Raw genomic sequence first — 16,322 nt, forward strand, 5'->3', positions numbered from 1 at the left:
TGTCCTACCTGCCGCCTCGGGCTCGTGCAGGCCGAATTCGGCCTGCCCTGCCCCCACACACCGATAACAACAACAATGTGGAGCGCATCATGATCGACATCCATGCAACCGATACCCAACGCTGTGAACGTATTCGGACCAACCCGAAATTCCTGCAACTGGTCAGCAGTCGATCGCGCCTGGCCTGGTCGTTGAGTGCTGCGGTGCTGGGCACTTATTACCTGTTCATGTTCGTGGTGGCGTTTGCCCCGCAATGGCTGCACGCGCCGCTCGGCGAGCACCGGATGTTGACCCTCGGCATGCCGGTTGGCGCGGCGATCATTGTTTTTTCCTGGTTGCTGACCGGTTGGTACGTCTACAGCGCCAACACGCGCTTCGATGCGCTGGGTTCGGCCATTCTTGAGGAGAGCAAGTGATGCGTAAACTCATCCTCGCCGCAGCCTGCCTGTTGCCGACCTCCGTTGTATTCGCTGCACCCGCGTTGGGTGCCATCGAAAAACAACCGCTGAACCTGCATGCGATCGGCATGTTCTTCGTGTTCGTCCTCGGCACGCTGGCCATCACCTGGTGGGCCGCGCGCCAGACCAAATCCACCTCGGACTTCTACACTGCCGGCGGTGGCATTACCGGGTTTCAGAACGGCTTGGCGATTGCCGGCGACTACATGTCCGCCGCTACGCTGCTGGGGCTGTCCAGCCTGGTGTTCGCCAAGGGTTACGACGGTTTCATCTACACCATCGGCTTCTTTGTCGGTTGGCCGATCATCACCTTCCTGATGGCCGAGCGGCTGCGCAATCTGGGGCGCTACACCTTTGCCGACATCGTCTCCTACCGACTGGACCAGAACAAAGTGCGGATCTTCGCTGCATTCGGTTCGTTGACGGTGGTGTGTTGCTACCTGATCGTGCAGATGGTCGGTGCCGGCCAGTTAATCAAATTGCTGTTCGGCCTCGACTACCCGGTAGCGGTGGTGATCGTCGGCGCGTTGATGCTGGTGTATGTGATCTTCGGCGGCATGATCGCAACGACCTGGGTGCAAATCATCAAGGCTGTGTTGCTGCTGGCCGGTGGCACGACTCTCGCGGGCATGGCCATGTCGCAGTTCGGTTTCAGCTACGAAACCCTGGCCACCAAAGCGGTCGAAGCGCATGCCAGCGGCTGGAATATCATGGGCCCCGGCTCAATGCTCGCCGACCCGATCAACACCGCGTCAATGTCTCTCGGCCTGGTATTCGGCATTGCCGGTCTGCCGCACATTCTGATGCGCTTCTTCACCGTACCCAACGCCAGGGAAGCGCGTAAATCGGTGTTCTACGCCACCGGTTTCATCGGTTTCTTCTTCCTCGTGGTCTGCACCCTGGGCTTCGCCGCGATGGTGATCATCGGCACCGATCCGCAGTACTACGTCAACGGTGAAGTGGGCGGCGCCTTGATTGGCGGCGGCAACATGGTCGCGATGCATTTGGCCAAAGCGGTAGGCGGCAACCTGTTCCTCGGGTTCCTCTCGGCCGTGGCGTTCGCCACCATCCTTGCGGTGGTCTCCGGGCTGGCCCTGGCCGGTGCGTCGGCGATTTCCCACGACCTCTACGCCACCGTATTCAAGAAAGGCCAAGCCACCCAGAAACAGGAAATGCGCGTCACCCGCATGGCCACCGTGGGCCTGGGCATCATCGCGATTCTGCTGGGCATCCTGTTCGAGAAGATGAACGTCGCGTTCCTGGTCGGCCTGACCTTCGGCATCGCCGCCTCGACCAACTTCCCGGTGCTGATCATGGCCATGTACTGGAAAGGCCTGACCACCAAAGGCGCGATCATCGGCGGTTTTGCCGGCCTGATCTGCGCGCTGGTGCTAGTGATCCTGTCCCCGGCCGTGTGGGTGACCGTGCTCGGTCATGCTCACGCCATCTTCCCGTACGACCACCCGGCGCTGTTTTCCATGCCGCTGGCGTTCCTGGTGATTGTCGTCGTATCCCGACTCGACCGCAGTGTGCGGGCCGACAAGGAACGTGACGCCTACGCCGACCAGTTCGTGCGCGCCCAGACCGGTCTCGGTGCTGCCAGCGCTTCCAGTCATTGATTGAAAGGCACGGCGCCCGGTTGCGGCGCCGTGCACAACCGTCCTGTCGAGGTTCACGTTATGCCCGAATTCAAAGCCCCCCTGCGCGATCTGCGCTTCGTCCTGCATGAGGTGTTCGACGCCCCGGCCCTGTGGGCACGCCTGCCTGCCCTGGCTGACAACATCGATGCCGGCATCGCCGACGCGATCCTTGAGGAAGCGGGGAAAGTCACCGCGCACCTGATCGCACCCTTGAACCGCAGCGGCGACGAAGAAGGCGCACAGTGGCATGAAGGTCAGGTGACCACGCCCATCGGCTTCAAACAGGCTTATGCCACGTACATCGACGGTGGCTGGGTCGGCCTGTCCGGTAATCCCGAGTACGGCGGCATGGGCATGCCGAAAATGCTCGCCGTGCAGTTTGAAGAAATGCTCTACGGCGCTAATTCCAGTTTCGCGCTGTATTCGGCATTGAGTTCCGGTGCGTGCCTGGCGCTGGATGCCCACGCCAGCGAGACCTTGAAAGACCTGTACCTGCCGCCGATGTATGAAGGTCGCTGGGCCGGCTCCATGTGCCTGACCGAAGCCCATGCCGGCACCGATCTGGGGATCATCCGCACTCGCGCCGAACCTCAGGCGGACGGCAGTTTCAGCATCAGCGGCAGCAAGATATTCATCACCGGTGGCGATCAGGACCTGACCGAAAACATCGTCCATCTGGTGTTGGCAAAACTGCCCGACGCGCCGGCCGGACCAAAAGGCATCTCGCTGTTTGTGGTGCCCAAAGTGCTGGTCAATGCCGACGGTTCCCTTGGCGCGGCCAACGCCGTAAGTTGCGGTTCGATCGAACACAAGATGGGCATCAAGGCCTCGGCCACCTGCGTGATGAATTTCGACGGTGCCAGCGGCTGGCTGGTGGGCGAAGCCAACAAAGGCCTCGCAGCGATGTTCACCATGATGAACTACGAACGCCTGTCCATCGGTATTCAGGGCATTGGCTGCGCCGAAGCGTCCTATCAGAGTGCGGTGGCCTACGCCCGTGAACGCATTCAGAGCCGCGCCCCGACCGGCACCGTGGCCCCGGACAAAGTCGCCGATCCGATCATCGTCCACCCCGATGTGCGCCGCATGCTGCTCAGCATGAAAGCCATGACTGAAGGTGGCCGCGCGTTCGCCAGTTATGTCGGGCAGCAGCTCGATCTGGCGAAGTTTTCCGACGATGCGCAAGAACGCGAGAGTGCCCAGAGCCTGGTCGCGCTGCTGACGCCGATTGCCAAGGCCTTCTTCACCGACACCGGTCTGGAGAGCTGCATCAACGGCCAGCAAGTGTTCGGCGGCCATGGCTACATCCGCGAATGGGGCCAGGAACAATTGGTCCGCGACGTGCGCATCGCGCAGATCTACGAAGGCACCAACGGTATTCAGGCGCTGGACCTGCTCGGGCGCAAAGTGCTGGCCGATAACGGTTTCGCGTTGCGTCAGTTCACCGGCCAGATTCGGCATTTCGCCCACCAGCCTGACGCGCCCTACAGCGCGCAACTGTTCGATGCCGTGCAGCGCCTGGAAGACCTGAGCGACTGGTTGCAGGACCGGGCAGCGACCAACCGCAACGAAGTCGGCGCCGCTTCCGTGGAGTATTTGCACCTGTTCGGGTATGTGGCCTACGCCTGGCTGTGGGCGCGCATGGCGCAGGTTGCCCGGCAAAAGCGAACCGACGACGAAGACTTTTACGGTGCGAAGATCGCCACCGCCGACTTCTACTTCCATCGCCTGCTGCCGCGCATTTTGAGCCTCGAACAATCGATTCGCGCCGGCAGTGCCTCGTTGTTCGGTCTGAGCGCCGAGCAGTTCTAACGATTGAACCGCACGCGGCGCCACGCTCCTCTCTTTTCGGCGCTCGCGTTTTTTCTTGGTAAGCCCTCGCCCGGTTGGCGAGGGTCGCGCAAGCCGTCATTTCATAATAAAAACAAAGGGGCTTCACATGGATCGCAACACCCGCACTCTCGCTACCCGACTGTTGCTGGCCGGCGGCGTCATCAGCCTCTCGGCCCCCGCCGCTGCTGACTTTATCAAGGACAGCAAGGCCAGCCTTGAGCTACGCAACTTCTACTTCAACCGTGACTATCGTCAGACCAACGCGGCGCAATCGAAACAGGAGGAATGGGCGCAGGGCTTCCTGTTGCGCTACGAATCCGGCTTTACCGAGGGGCTGATCGGGGTCGGTTTCGATGCGATCGGCCTGGTAGGCGTCAAACTCGACTCCAGCCCGGATCGCGCCGGCTCCGGCGTGCTCCAGCGCCATCGCGACACGCGCAAAGGCGCGCAGGACGAATACGGTGAACTGGGCCTGACCGCCAAACTGCGCGCATCCAAGAGCACATTGAAACTGGGCACATTGCTGCCCAAGCTGCCGACGGTATTGGCCAACGATTCACGGCTGTTGCCGCAAACCTTCAAGGGCGGCCAACTGACTTCGCTGGAAGTCGAAGGCCTGACCGTGGATGCCGGACGGCTGACGCAGGTCAACCAGCGCGACTCCTCGGACTATGAGGACATGGGCATCACCCGAACCGGCGCCAAGGGCATCACCAGCCGCCATTTGGACAGCGACAGCTTCGATTTCGCCAGCCTGAACTACAAATGGACCAGCAACCTCGCCACTGGTTATAGCTACGGCCACCTCGACAATTTCTACAGCCAGCACCTGGTCAACCTGACCTACGTGTTGCCGGTCACCGTCGGTCAATCGTTGAAGACTGATCTGCGGTTCGCACGCTCCATCGATGATGGCGGCAGTAATGTCGACAACAAGGCAATTGGCGCCATGTTCACCTACAACCTCGGTGGGCATGCATTCGGCCTGGGCTATCAAGGCATGAGCGGCGACACCGGGTATGCCTACATCAATGGCACCGATGCGTTCCTGGTGAACTTCGTACAGATCGGCGACTTTGCCAGCAAGGACGAAAAATCCTGGCAGGCCCGTTACGACTACAACTTTGCCGCCCTCGGCATTCCCGGCCTGACGTTCATGACCCGCTACATCAACGGTACCGATATAGACCTGGGTAACAACCGCCCTGAAGGCAAGGAATGGGAGCGCGATACCGATATCGGGTATGTCGTGCAGAGCGGACCGCTGAAAAACGTCGGAGTGAAATGGCGCAATGCGACAGTGCGCTCGACAAATTTTGGCAGTGATCTGGATGAAAACCGGTTGATCGTCAGTTACACGTTGCCGATCTGGTAAGGCGGTATAACGGCCACCATTGTTTCGCCAGCAAGCCGGCTCCTACAGGGGGGGGCGTACACCCCGATCCTGTAGGAACTGGCTAGCCTCCCCCGCAAGAAAGTCAAAACACAGCACATCGGTTCAATATCCCCGTCCGACTCTACGCCACCATGGCCTCCTCACTCACCCCGTAAGGACATCGCCATGGCTATCGCAAAAGCAGTACCCGGCAAAACCCTGCTGACCCCAACCGACCACACGCTGATCATGATCGATCACCAGTCGCAAATGTCCTTTGCGACCAAGTCGATCGACGCCGTGACCCTGCGCAACAATGCCGCGCTGGTGGCCAAGGCGGCACGCGGCTTCAAGGTCTCGACCATCCTCACCACCGTTGCCGAAAAGAGCTTCTCCGGCCCGATCTTCGACGAAATCAAATCGGTGTTCCCGGAACACAACGTCATCGACCGCACCAGCATGAACACCTGGGAAGACGAGCGCATTGCCGTTGAAGTGAATAAGTTCGGCAAACAGAAAATCGTCCTCGCCGGCCTGTGGACCTCCGTGTGCATCGTCGGCCCGGCGCTGTCGGCCATCGACCAGGGTTTTGAGGTGTATGTGATTGCCGACGCCTGTGGCGACGTCACCACCGAAGCGCATGAAATGGCGATGCAGCGCATGATCCAGATCGGCGCGCGGCCGATGACTTCGTTGCAATACCTGCTTGAATTGCAGCGCGACTGGGCACGTACCGAGACCTACGACGAAACCGTGAAAACCTCGATCGCCAACGGCGGTTCTTACGGTCTGGGCCTGATCTACGCCAAGACCATGTTCGGCGCCTCCGAAGGTCATTAAGTAATAACGCGGCTCCGGGGTTCCGGAGCCGCTTCCCTTCGCGGTGGACTGATCGATGACGTTTTCCTCACGAGACCTCAGTCGCGGGTTGTGCCTGTGTTTGCCGGCGCTGTTATCAGGCATGGTCCTGGCAGATGAATCGCAGGGCTTGCTGGCCGGCGCGAAGCTTGAAGTGCTGAGCCGAAATTTCTATCTCAACAACGACTATCGATCCCCGACGCCGGCAGGCAAAAGCTACAAAGCCGAATGGGCTCAGGGCTTTATCAGCTCTTTTGAATCCGGTTTCACCCCCGGCACCCTCGGATTCGGACTCGATGCCCACGGCTTTCTAGGATTGAAACTGGACGGTGGCAAGGGCCATTCCGGGACAGGATTATTGCCGCTGGACAGCGACGGTCGCAGCGAAGACAACTATTCCAGTGCTGGCGGCGCGTTGAAAATCAAGGCATCGAAAACCACGTTGGCCTTCGGTGAAATGATGGTCGAAACCCCGGTGTTCGACACCGCGGATAAACGCCTGCAACCCGAATACGCCAGCGGTTTTCTGGTGAACAGCCACGAGATTGAGGGAATGAATCTGGTCGCCGGCCACTTCACGGCGTTCAAGAATCAGGACGGTGCTTCGGGCAAGGACAACTTTTACGGCTACGGCGCCAACACTGAAGCGGGCGGCATTTCTATTCTGGGTGCCGACCTGTTTACGCAAAGTCCGTTCGGCGCGGCCCTCTATGCTTCAGAGCTGACCGACACCTGGCATCAGTACTACGCCAATCTGCACCTGAAACAGTCCGGCTGGTTCCTCGACGCCAATCTCTATCGCACGCAGGACACAGGCCAGGCGTTGGCCGGTGCTATCGACAACACAGCGTTCAGCCTGTCAGGCAAATACACCGTCGATGCCCACGCCTTCACGTTGGCCTATCAAAAGGTCAACGGCGATACCCCGTTCGATTTCGTCGGTGGCGACTCGATCTACCTCGCCAACTCGATCAAATACGCCGACTTCAACGGTGCCCACGAGCAGTCCTGGCAAGCTCGCTATGACCTTGATCTGGGCCTCTATGGCATTCCCGGGCTGAAATTCATGACCCGTTATGTCACAGGCAGCCAGATCGACGGTACGCACGCACCCAAGGGCGGCGCCTACAACCCGTTCGATGAGTCGGTCGGTGCGTACAGGCCGCTGCAAGGTGATGGTGGACGGCATTGGGAGCGAGACATCGATTTGCGCTACATCGTGCAGTCTGGATCGGCCAAGGGCTTGTCGCTGCAACTGTCCCATGTCTCGCACCGGGCCAACAGCGCCCAGGCGGGCGATGATATCGACAGGGTTTATGTCGTTATCGAGTACCCGCTGAGTTTCGGCCGTTTCTGATAATCGTCAGCCGGCGTGCTCGCACTCTCAAGCAGGCTCGCTCCCACAGGGGTTGGCGTTTATCATGACCGCCGAAAACAATCCTGCCTTGTATGAGAATGAGCATGACCTTCGATTTTGATCAGGTGTTCGACCGCCACAACACCGGCAGTACCAAGTGGAGCCGCTACCCGGCCGACGTATTGCCGATGTGGGTTGCCGACATGGATTTTGCCGCGCCACCGGTGATCATCCAGGCCCTGCAAAAACGTCTGGAACACCCGTTGCTCGGCTACAGCGTGGCGCAGGATGACTTGCGCAATGCCATCGTGACCGACCTCTGGAACAAGTACGCCTGGCGCGTCGAGCCGCAGGAGCTGGTTTTCCTGCCGGGCGTGGAATCGGGTTTCAACATGGCCCTGAATGCGCTGGTCCAGCCGCAACAGAATGTCGTGGTGCAAACGCCCAACTACCCACCGCTGCGTCATGCACCGGGGCTTTGGGGGCTGAACAAGGTTGAACTGAATTTCGAGGCGATGGCTGATGGCACGTACGCCACGCCGCTTCAGGCCTTGCGCCAGTCGCTGGAAGGCGGCGGTGCTCTGCTGCTGAGCAATCCGCACAACCCGTTGGGCAAGGCGTTCCCAAGGGAAGAACTGCAAGCCGTGGCCAATATCTGTGTGGCACAGGGCGCCTGGATCATTTCCGACGAAATCCATGCCGAACTGTGCTTCGACGGCCGCCAACACATTCCAACCGCCTCGTTGAGCCCGGAAATCGCCCGGCGCACCATCACACTGATGTCAGCGAGCAAGGCCTACAACATCGCAGGTCTGAAGACTTCGTTCATGATCATTCAGGACCGCGCCCTGCGCGAGCGCGTCAACCATGCGCGCTGCGGCATGGTCGACAGCGTCAATCCGCTGGGCATGGAAGCGACACGCGTTGCCTACACCGAAGGTGCGCCGTGGCTGGCCGCGCTCAAGGACTACCTGCAAAGTAACCGCGATTATCTGGTGGAAGCCGTTCGCACGCGCTTGCCCGGCATCAGCATGAATGTGCCTCAGAGTACCTACCTGGCCTGGCTCGACTGCTCGGCGCTGGGGTTGGAGAACCCGCAGCAGTTCTTCCTTGAAAAGGCGAAGGTCGGGCTTAGTCCTGGCCTGGATTTCGGCGATGACAGCCAACAGTTCGTACGCCTGAACTTCGGCTGCCCGCGCGCGTTGCTGGAGGAAGGCATTGCACGGATGGAGCGCAGTTTGCGCGACCGCTAACAAGCCCCCCTTGCCGGCGATGACATCCGCAAGGTCACCGCAGGGTTCAAGGGCCAATCGCCGGCAAGCCGGCTCCTACAGGAATTTGTTGCGGCACACATCACTGCCAGCCACATCGCACCTTGTAGGAGCTGGCTTGCCGGCGATGACGTCCGCAAGGTCAGCGCAGGGCTCAGGGGCCAATCGCCAGCAAGCCGGCTCCTACAGGAATTTGTCGCGGCACACATCCATGCCAGCCACCTCGTACCTTGTAGGAGCTGGCTTGCTAGCGATGAAGTCCGCAAGGACAGCGCAGGACTCAGGGGCCAATCGCCGGCAAGCCGGCTCCTACGGGCGCGGGAGAATAAGAGCGGGCGCTTGAAGAGCCGGACGGTTTGTTACCGTAATGTCGAGGCGATGATTTCCACCAGGTTGAGTTGCGTGAATGGTTTGGACAGGCGCGGGAGCCGGGTCGCAAAGCCTTCCAGCCGCTCGGCGTAACCCGTGGCTAGGATAATAGGCAGGTCGGGCCTGATGCTTCGGATCGCCTGCGCCAGTTGCGCACCGTTCATTTGCGGCATGGCCATGTCGGTAATGACCAGGTCGATGACCTGTTCGCTGTCGAGCACTGTCAGCGCTTGAGCCCCGGATACCGCACTGATCACCTGATGGCCCAGATCTTCGAGCAACAGGCAGGTACTGGTCAGCACCAGGCTGTCGTCATCCACCACCAGCACGCACAGACGAGGCACCGGCGGTGCGGCTTCCTCCTGGGCAGGCTTGGCGATCGAGCCTTGCGTGGCGACGGGAATCCACAGTTCGGCCGTGGTGCCCTTGCCCTTCTGGCTTTTTAGAATGAATCGCCCGCCCAATTGTTCGATGAAGCCATGCACCATCGACAATCCCAGCCCCGTACCTTTGCCGACCCCTTTGGTGGTGAAGAATGGGTCCATCGCCACGGCGAGTGTGGCGTCGTCCATGCCCTCCCCGGTGTCATTGATGCTCAGGCAAACATAACGACCTGTCATTGGCGTGAGCGAGGAGTGATCGCCGGCGTCTTCAGGGCGCGCGCTGATCAGGAGCTTGCCACCATGGGGCATGGCGTCGCGGGCATTGGTCGCCAGGTTCAGGACTGCCAGTTCGAGCTGGTTTTTGTCGGCCCAAACAGGCTCGATCGTTTCCGTAAAACGGGTTTCGAGGACTACGGAAGGCCCGAGGGAACTGCGCAACAGGCCGGTGATGCCCTCCACCAGCGTCGGTATCTCGACGGACTCGGTCTTCAGTTCCTGTCGCCTGGCAAAGGCCAGCATGCGCTGGGTTAGCGCCACTCCGCGCAAGGCGCCTTGAGTGGCGTTGTCCAGCAATCGGGTGATCTTCGAATCGTCCCCGATTCGCTTGCGCACGATTTCCAGATTGCCAAGGATCACCGTCAACAAATTGTTGAAGTCATGGGCAATCCCCCCGCTCAATTGCCCGATGGCTTGCATTTTCTGCGCCTGGAAAAGCGCTTCACGGGTTTGTTCGAGCGCCTGCTGAGCGCGGGTCGCTTCAGTAATATCCCGGGTGATCTTGGCGAAACCGAGCAACGTCCCGGTATCGCCCCAGATCGGATCGACCACGACATGCGCCAGGAACCGCGTGCCGTCCTTGCGCACTCGCCAGCCTTTGTTCTCGAATCGCCCCTCACGGATGGCAATGTCCAGCGTGCGCTTCGGTTCGCCGGCTGCGCGGTCTTCCGGGGTGTAAAACATCGAAAAATGCTGACCGATCACTTCTTCGGGCAAGTAACCCTTGATGCGCTGGGCACCAGGGTTCCAGTTGGTCAGCCGTCCGTCAGCGTCGAGCATGTAGATAGCGTAGTCCGTGACACTTTGCACCAGCAGCCGGAACTGCTGTTCGCTTTGCTTGAGCACTTCTTCAGCCATTTTGCGGTCGGTCAGGTCCCGGGTGATCTTGGCAAACCCCAGCAACTTGCCCGTCGAATCGAGGATCGGATCGATCACCACATGGCACCAGAAATGCGTACCGTCCTTGCGCACCCGCCAGCCTTCTCCCTCGAATCGCCCTTCCCGAATGGCGGTGTCCAGGGCTCGTTGGGGCATCCCCTTGAGACGGTCCTCCTCGGTGTAGAACCGCGAAAAATGCTGGCCGAGGATTTCCGCTTCTTCATACCCTTTGAAACGTCGAGCGCCGGCATTCCAACTGGTGATGATGCCGTCGGGATCAATCATGTAGATCGCGTAGTCAATCACCGCATCGATCAACAGGCGAAAGCGCCCGTCCTCGATGGTGCTGGCTTTGCCTCGATCTTCGTTCATTGAGCCCTCACGTCGTGATTGTTTTTTGAGGAGTATGCGACAAACCCGGGGTTTGGAAAGCCGAAATGCCCCGCTCGACGCAAAGTCTTATCGGTTTGCGTATCTGACAATGCAGGCATACAAATCGTTGTATACGAAACTCGGAACATGCTGGGTATGACCCGCGATCTTGAGCAGCGCCAGATGGCACTCCTTGATAATTTCGTGGTGACCATTCACCGCAAATACAGGGTTATCAATAATCCGCGAGTAAACGATGTGCTCAAAATGCCTCAGGGTTGTCGTTTTGGTCAGCGTGCCGTCGGCATCCCGGGTGTAAGTGCTCTGAGCCCGTATCGCCCGCTCTTTCAACACGCCGAATCCGCGTTCGTACACGGTGATTTGTGAACCGCTGATCGCTTTTGAAGCGGTCTCGATGGCCAGGATGATCGCTTGTGCATACCCCATGCTGGCAGCCAGTGTTGATCCCGTCAGAAATCGTTCCATTTCCTGGTTTTCGAGGCTGTTGAGTGCTCTCTTGATGCTCGACACATGAGCGAACTCTTGGGTGCAGCCAACGATATGAGTCTCGAACTGATAACCGGCGGCTGTTGCCGTCAGCGGAAAAGCCGCGAAATCGAGGCTGTCGAACGCGCACTCCATGACGATGTTGTATTTGCCGACGAATGCCTGCGTAAAGATCATCGCGCTGACTTCACGCACAAACGCCTCTGTATGCTCATACGCATGCAGAACGCCAAGTTTGATCATCTCAGCGTAGTGAGGGTGTTTTTTCCGGTATTCGGGCAGGTATAGCCGCACGTAGTTTTTGTAGCGGCCCGAAGGCAGAAGACTTTTTTCAAGCAGATACGTTTTGCCCGATCCCTGCAGGCCGGCAACGATCAGCATTTTCGGGGTTGCCTCGGCCGTAATGCCGCTGAACAGCGTCGCTTTTATTTCATCGAATGCGGCCGTGACCTGCTCTTGGGTGTACGTATAGTTCGGTGCTGCTGACATACCTTGATTTCCTTATCAAAGACTGGCTTGAAAGTGATGATTGCCTCTATGAATAAAGCGGGCATTCGCCACTTGTTCAAATGCCTGAGTTTTTCAAGGTATGTCGATGTTTTTTAAGGTAAAAAATCCTACTCAGCCGAGAGCGAAATCGCTGGGGCAACCGACCACCAGCGCGGCAGCAGTTGCTTGACCTTGCTGTCGCCAAACCGGTCATCGATCAACATAACCATCCCCTCATCCTGCTGGGTGCGGATCACTCGCCCCGCAGCCTGCACCACTTTCTGCACGCCGGGAAACAGGTAGGTGTAGTCGTAACCGGCCCCGAAAATCGCGGCCATGCGATGTTTCAACTGTTCGTTGACCGGGTTGAGTTGTGCCAGGCCCAAGGTGGCGATAAATGCACCGATCAGCCGCGCGCCGGGCAAGTCGATGCCTTCGCCAAATGCCCCGCCCAGCACTGCGAAGCCAACTCCTTGGCTGTCCGCGGTGAATTGATCGAGAAAGTCCTGGCGCCGGGTTTCTCCCATACCCCGCGATTGCGCCCACACGGTGATGTGTGGGTGTTTTTCGGCGAGCAACTGCGCCACTTGCTGCAAATAATCGAAGCTGCTGAAAAACGCCAGGTAGTTGCCGGGGCGTTGACTGAACTGCCGGGCAATCAGCTCGACGATCGGCGCCAGCGACGATTGCCGATGAACGAACCGTGTAGAGATCTGATTGACGATATGGACCTTCAACTGGTCAGCGTGAAACGGTGATTCAACATCGATCCACACCGTGTTCGCCGGCGTCCCGAGGAGATCCCCATAGTAATGACGCGGGCTCAACGTCGCGGAAAACAACACGGTACTGCGTGCGGCCGTCAGGCGCGGGCGGATGAAACCGGCAGGCACCACGTTGCGCAGGCACAGTTGCGAAAGCGGTTTTTTACGCTCGAGGTCCCGCTTGCTGATGTCGAACAGAAACTGTTCATCGAAGAGTTCGGCAACGCGGCAGAATTGCAGCATGTCGAAATAAAACGTCTGCAATGCACTGTCCAGGCCCTGCGGGTGATCATTGAGGTAATCGCCAATGCTCGCACTGCACGAGGACAGCGCCTGAAGCAGTTTTTCCGGAGGCTTGTCGTAGGCCTGATACGCACCAAGTTGCAGGTTATGCAGGGCGTTCCACTCACGATTGACCCGTTGCAGGGATTTTTTCAACGGCTCGGGCGCGGTTTTACGCACGCCGTTGAGGGCCGACTGGTCGAGACCGGCGCTGTACATCTGCCGGCCGCGCTCCACCAGGTTGTGGGCTTCGTCCACCAGCACCGCGACTTTCCAGTTATTGGCCTGGGCCAGCCCGAACAGCAGCGCACTGAAATCGAAATAATAGTTGTAGTCGGCGACCACCACGTCTGACCAGCGGGCCATTTCCTGGCTCAGGTAGTACGGGCACACCGCATGTTTCACGGCCACCTCGCGCAAGGCATTCTGGTTCAACAGTGACAGCTCGCTGGCGGCCTGGCGCGCGGCCGGCAAGCGATCATAGAAGCCTTGGGCCAATGGGCAGGATTCGCCGTGGCAGGCTTTGTCCGGATGTTCGCAGGCCTTGTCCCGGGCGATCATCTCCAGAACCCGCAGCGGTGGCGCATCCGCGCTGTCGAGGATCACCTGCGCAGCATCGAGCGCCAGTTTGCGCCCCGGCGTTTTTGCCGTGAGAAAGAACACCTTGTCCAGTTGCTGCGGCGCCAGCGCCTTGAGCATCGGAAACAGCGTGCCAAGCGTCTTGCCGATGCCGGTCGGCGCCTGCGCCATCAGGCAGCGGCTGGTGCTGACCGCCTTGAACACCGACTCGGCCAGATGCCGTTGGCCCGGACGAAAACCGGCATGGGGAAACGCCAGTTGCTGCGCCGCGTCGTTGCGCGCTTCGCGATGGGCCATTTCCTGTTCGGCCCAATGCAGGAACAGTTGGCAATGGTGTTCAAAGAACACCTGCAGTTCCTCAGCGCTGAAGGCCTCGACCAGGCAGGTTTCCTTTTCGCTGACGATGTTGAAATACACCAGCGCCAGGTTGATCTGCGCCAGGCCCAGTTTCTGGCACATCAACCAGCCATAGACCTTGGCCTGCGCCCAATGCAGTTGACGATGGTTGGCCGGTTGTTTGCTCAAGTCCCCGCGGTAGGTTTTGACTTCTTCCAGGCAGTTTTGCGCCGGGTCGTAGCCGTCCGCCCTGCCCTTGACCTTCAACGTCTGGTACAGACCTTCAAGCGCGACCTCACTCTGGTAACCCTCGCTACGCCGGGACGCCACCGTACGGTGGCCGACGATCCCTTCAAGTGCCGTCGGCGAGGGCGTGAAGCGCAGGTCGAGGTCCCCGACCTTGGCGGTGAATTCACACAACGCCCGCACCGCGATGCTGTAGCTCAAGCGCCCTGCTCCGCCCACTGCACGTAGCAAACAGCAATCGGCATCTGGTGTTCATGGCAGAACTCGAGCCAGCGCAACTGGTTGTCCTGCAGGCGATCACCCGGGCCTTTGACTTCGATCATGCGGTAGGTCTTGTGCTGCGGCCAGAACTGGATCAGGTCCGGCATGCCGGCACGGTTGGCCTTGATGTCCAGCAGCAGGCGGTTGAACCAGTGTTTGAGGTGCTCGGCGGGCAGGCAATCGAGGGCCTGTTCAAGCAGTGGTTCGCTCAACGCGCCCCAGAACACGAAAGGCGACTGCACGCCCCACTTGGCGACATACCGCTCACGGATGGTCTGGCGGTAACGTCCGTCATCCAGCTCGGCGAGGCAGGCCTGAAACAGGTCGGCCCGGCGCGCCTGGAAGTCTTCATTGAGCAAGTCCGCCGGCCCGCGCTGGAACGGGTGGAAAAACGCCCCCGGTAACGGCGCAAAGATTGCCGGCCAGCACAGCAACCCGAACAACGAGTTGATCAGGCTGTTTTCGACGTAATGCACCGGCGCCGATTCCTCCGCCAGATGCGCCTGAACGTAAAACTCCACCGACAACGTCGGGTCGGTTCTGGGCAGTTGCAGATCGAGACGCTGCATTTCCCGTGGAGAGGATCGTTTCACTGCCGGCCCGCCGAGTTTGCGCCGCAGCCTGGGCACCACTCGCAGTAATTGCTGTTGTTCGGCGGCGCTTTCCGGCGTTTGCCCGGCAGCAACGGCCAGGTCCATGGCCAACTGATACTCGCCGCAGCGCTCCAGCACACGAATCAATCGCGACCGTGCGCCAGGCCAGGCGCACTCGCGGTAAATGCCCAGGGCATTGGCGAAATCCGCCACGCGTTCGCAGTGCTGACCGATCTGGAACAGCAATTTGCTGCGCCGCTTTTGCAGCCAGGGATTGCTCAGCACCAGCCCGTTGATCTGCTCGACAACCGTCGCCACCGCTTCACCGGCCTCGAACTGCTGCTGACAGTCATGGAGAAACAGGCAGGCATCCACGTCCTCGCGGCTGCGCAAGCCGCGTGATTCGGCGCAGAACTCGACTTTTTCATAGGTAAAGATGCCGAGGTCGGCAAGCACGAATTCCGACCAGTCCTGGTAAAGGTTGCCGAAAAACATCAGGCGCAGGCGATCACACAAGCCCATGATAGTCAGGCTGAACAACCGATCATCCAGTGGCGCGCACCACTGATTGAAGGGTTGAACCTCGGGAAACCGTTCGCTCAATGCAGGCAGCCAGTCGGACTTTTTCCCTTTGGGCTGATCGATGGCGGCACCAAAACATTGAAGGATTTCGGCCTTGAGCAACGCCTCGAACACCACGTCGAGCGGCAGCGGCGCCTGCTCATCGATCCAACCCTGGGCCAACAACGGCTCAGCGGCCATGGCAATGTCGCCGATCTCGACGTAATGCAGTTTGCTCGCCCGGAAGTGAACGCCCTTGCGCATGACCATCCGGACCAGGAGCGCACGGGGTTCCCGGGGCAGTCGATTGAACTCACGGATGAAGCATTGCTCCTCGACACTCAATACATCGGCATAACGATGTTCAAGCCAATCAAGCACTTGCATGAAGTTGTTCAAGTAATAGAACGGATCGTCGAGGGGATTTGTGGTCACAGGAAAACAGGGCCGTGGCGTACGAGTACTGGTTATGCGTACAGATACCAGCTACGACCCGTCCGGTGCAAACGGAAAAGGATAAGCGGCGGCGCGATCCGTTTTTTTTGGGTGGCCCATCGAACTTTCCGGGGATCCGTCGCACCAACGGCGGTAGAAGTGCAGCGGCGATTGAAGGATTTGAAGCAGTCGCGCTGA

11 protein-coding genes are annotated in these 16,322 nt (G+C 59.5%); 7 read left to right on the forward strand and 4 right to left on the reverse strand.

Annotated features, from left to right (window positions below):
* Positions 1-89 precede the first annotated feature (89 nt).
* From ACM6IO_RS24435 to ACM6IO_RS24465, 7 genes are all read left to right on the forward strand, one after another.
* A complete protein-coding gene (locus ACM6IO_RS24435; RefSeq protein WP_008041492.1) occupies positions 90-416 on the forward strand; it encodes a DUF485 domain-containing protein in 327 nt (108 codons plus the stop codon).
* Positions 416-2,077, forward strand: a complete 1,662-nt coding sequence (locus ACM6IO_RS24440) for a cation acetate symporter (protein WP_414912395.1) — start codon at positions 416-418, stop codon at positions 2,075-2,077. The genes ACM6IO_RS24435 and ACM6IO_RS24440 overlap by 1 nt, the downstream gene beginning before the upstream one ends.
* Before the next feature lie 60 nt (positions 2,078-2,137).
* Positions 2,138-3,910, forward strand: coding sequence for an acyl-CoA dehydrogenase C-terminal domain-containing protein (locus tag ACM6IO_RS24445; RefSeq protein WP_414912396.1), 1,773 nt, complete (start codon positions 2,138-2,140; stop codon positions 3,908-3,910).
* A 127-nt stretch (positions 3,911-4,037) separates the two neighbouring features.
* The gene (locus ACM6IO_RS24450; RefSeq protein ID WP_226299396.1) at positions 4,038-5,306 is read left to right on the forward strand and encodes an OprD family porin; all 1,269 of its coding nucleotides are present in this window, start codon (positions 4,038-4,040) and stop codon (positions 5,304-5,306) included.
* Positions 5,307-5,492: 186 nt separating this feature from the next.
* Positions 5,493-6,146, forward strand: a complete 654-nt coding sequence (locus ACM6IO_RS24455) for a hydrolase (RefSeq protein ID WP_008041483.1) — start codon at positions 5,493-5,495, stop codon at positions 6,144-6,146.
* A gap of 55 nt (positions 6,147-6,201) precedes the next feature.
* Positions 6,202-7,521, forward strand: a complete 1,320-nt coding sequence (locus tag ACM6IO_RS24460; protein ID WP_223480018.1) for an OprD family porin — start codon at positions 6,202-6,204, stop codon at positions 7,519-7,521.
* Between the two features lie 104 nt (positions 7,522-7,625).
* Positions 7,626-8,774: a MalY/PatB family protein gene (locus ACM6IO_RS24465; RefSeq protein ID WP_414912397.1), complete on the forward strand. Its 1,149-nt coding sequence runs from the start codon at positions 7,626-7,628 to the stop codon at positions 8,772-8,774.
* A 377-nt stretch (positions 8,775-9,151) separates the two neighbouring features.
* On the opposite strand, the gene ACM6IO_RS24470 is transcribed toward ACM6IO_RS24465, so the two are convergent.
* The 4 genes from ACM6IO_RS24470 to ACM6IO_RS24485 form a co-directional block, all read right to left on the reverse strand.
* Positions 9,152-11,071: a PAS domain-containing sensor histidine kinase gene (locus ACM6IO_RS24470; protein ID WP_223552940.1), complete on the reverse strand. Its 1,920-nt coding sequence runs from the start codon at positions 11,069-11,071 to the stop codon at positions 9,152-9,154.
* 87 nt (positions 11,072-11,158) lie between these two features.
* Positions 11,159-12,067, reverse strand: coding sequence for a zeta toxin family protein (locus tag ACM6IO_RS24475; protein ID WP_414912398.1), 909 nt, complete (start codon positions 12,065-12,067; stop codon positions 11,159-11,161).
* A gap of 128 nt (positions 12,068-12,195) precedes the next feature.
* Positions 12,196-14,475, reverse strand: a complete 2,280-nt coding sequence (locus tag ACM6IO_RS24480) for an ATP-dependent DNA helicase (RefSeq protein ID WP_414912399.1) — start codon at positions 14,473-14,475, stop codon at positions 12,196-12,198.
* Complete coding sequence (locus tag ACM6IO_RS24485; RefSeq protein ID WP_414912400.1) at positions 14,472-16,124, reverse strand: VRR-NUC domain-containing protein; 1,653 nt, start codon at positions 16,122-16,124, stop codon at positions 14,472-14,474. The genes ACM6IO_RS24480 and ACM6IO_RS24485 overlap by 4 nt, the downstream gene beginning before the upstream one ends.
* Positions 16,125-16,322 lie beyond the last annotated feature (198 nt).

The organism is Pseudomonas sp. IT-P44 (genome assembly GCF_949768225.1).
In the GTDB taxonomy this organism is placed as follows: Bacteria; Pseudomonadota; Gammaproteobacteria; order Pseudomonadales; family Pseudomonadaceae; genus Aquipseudomonas; species Aquipseudomonas migulae.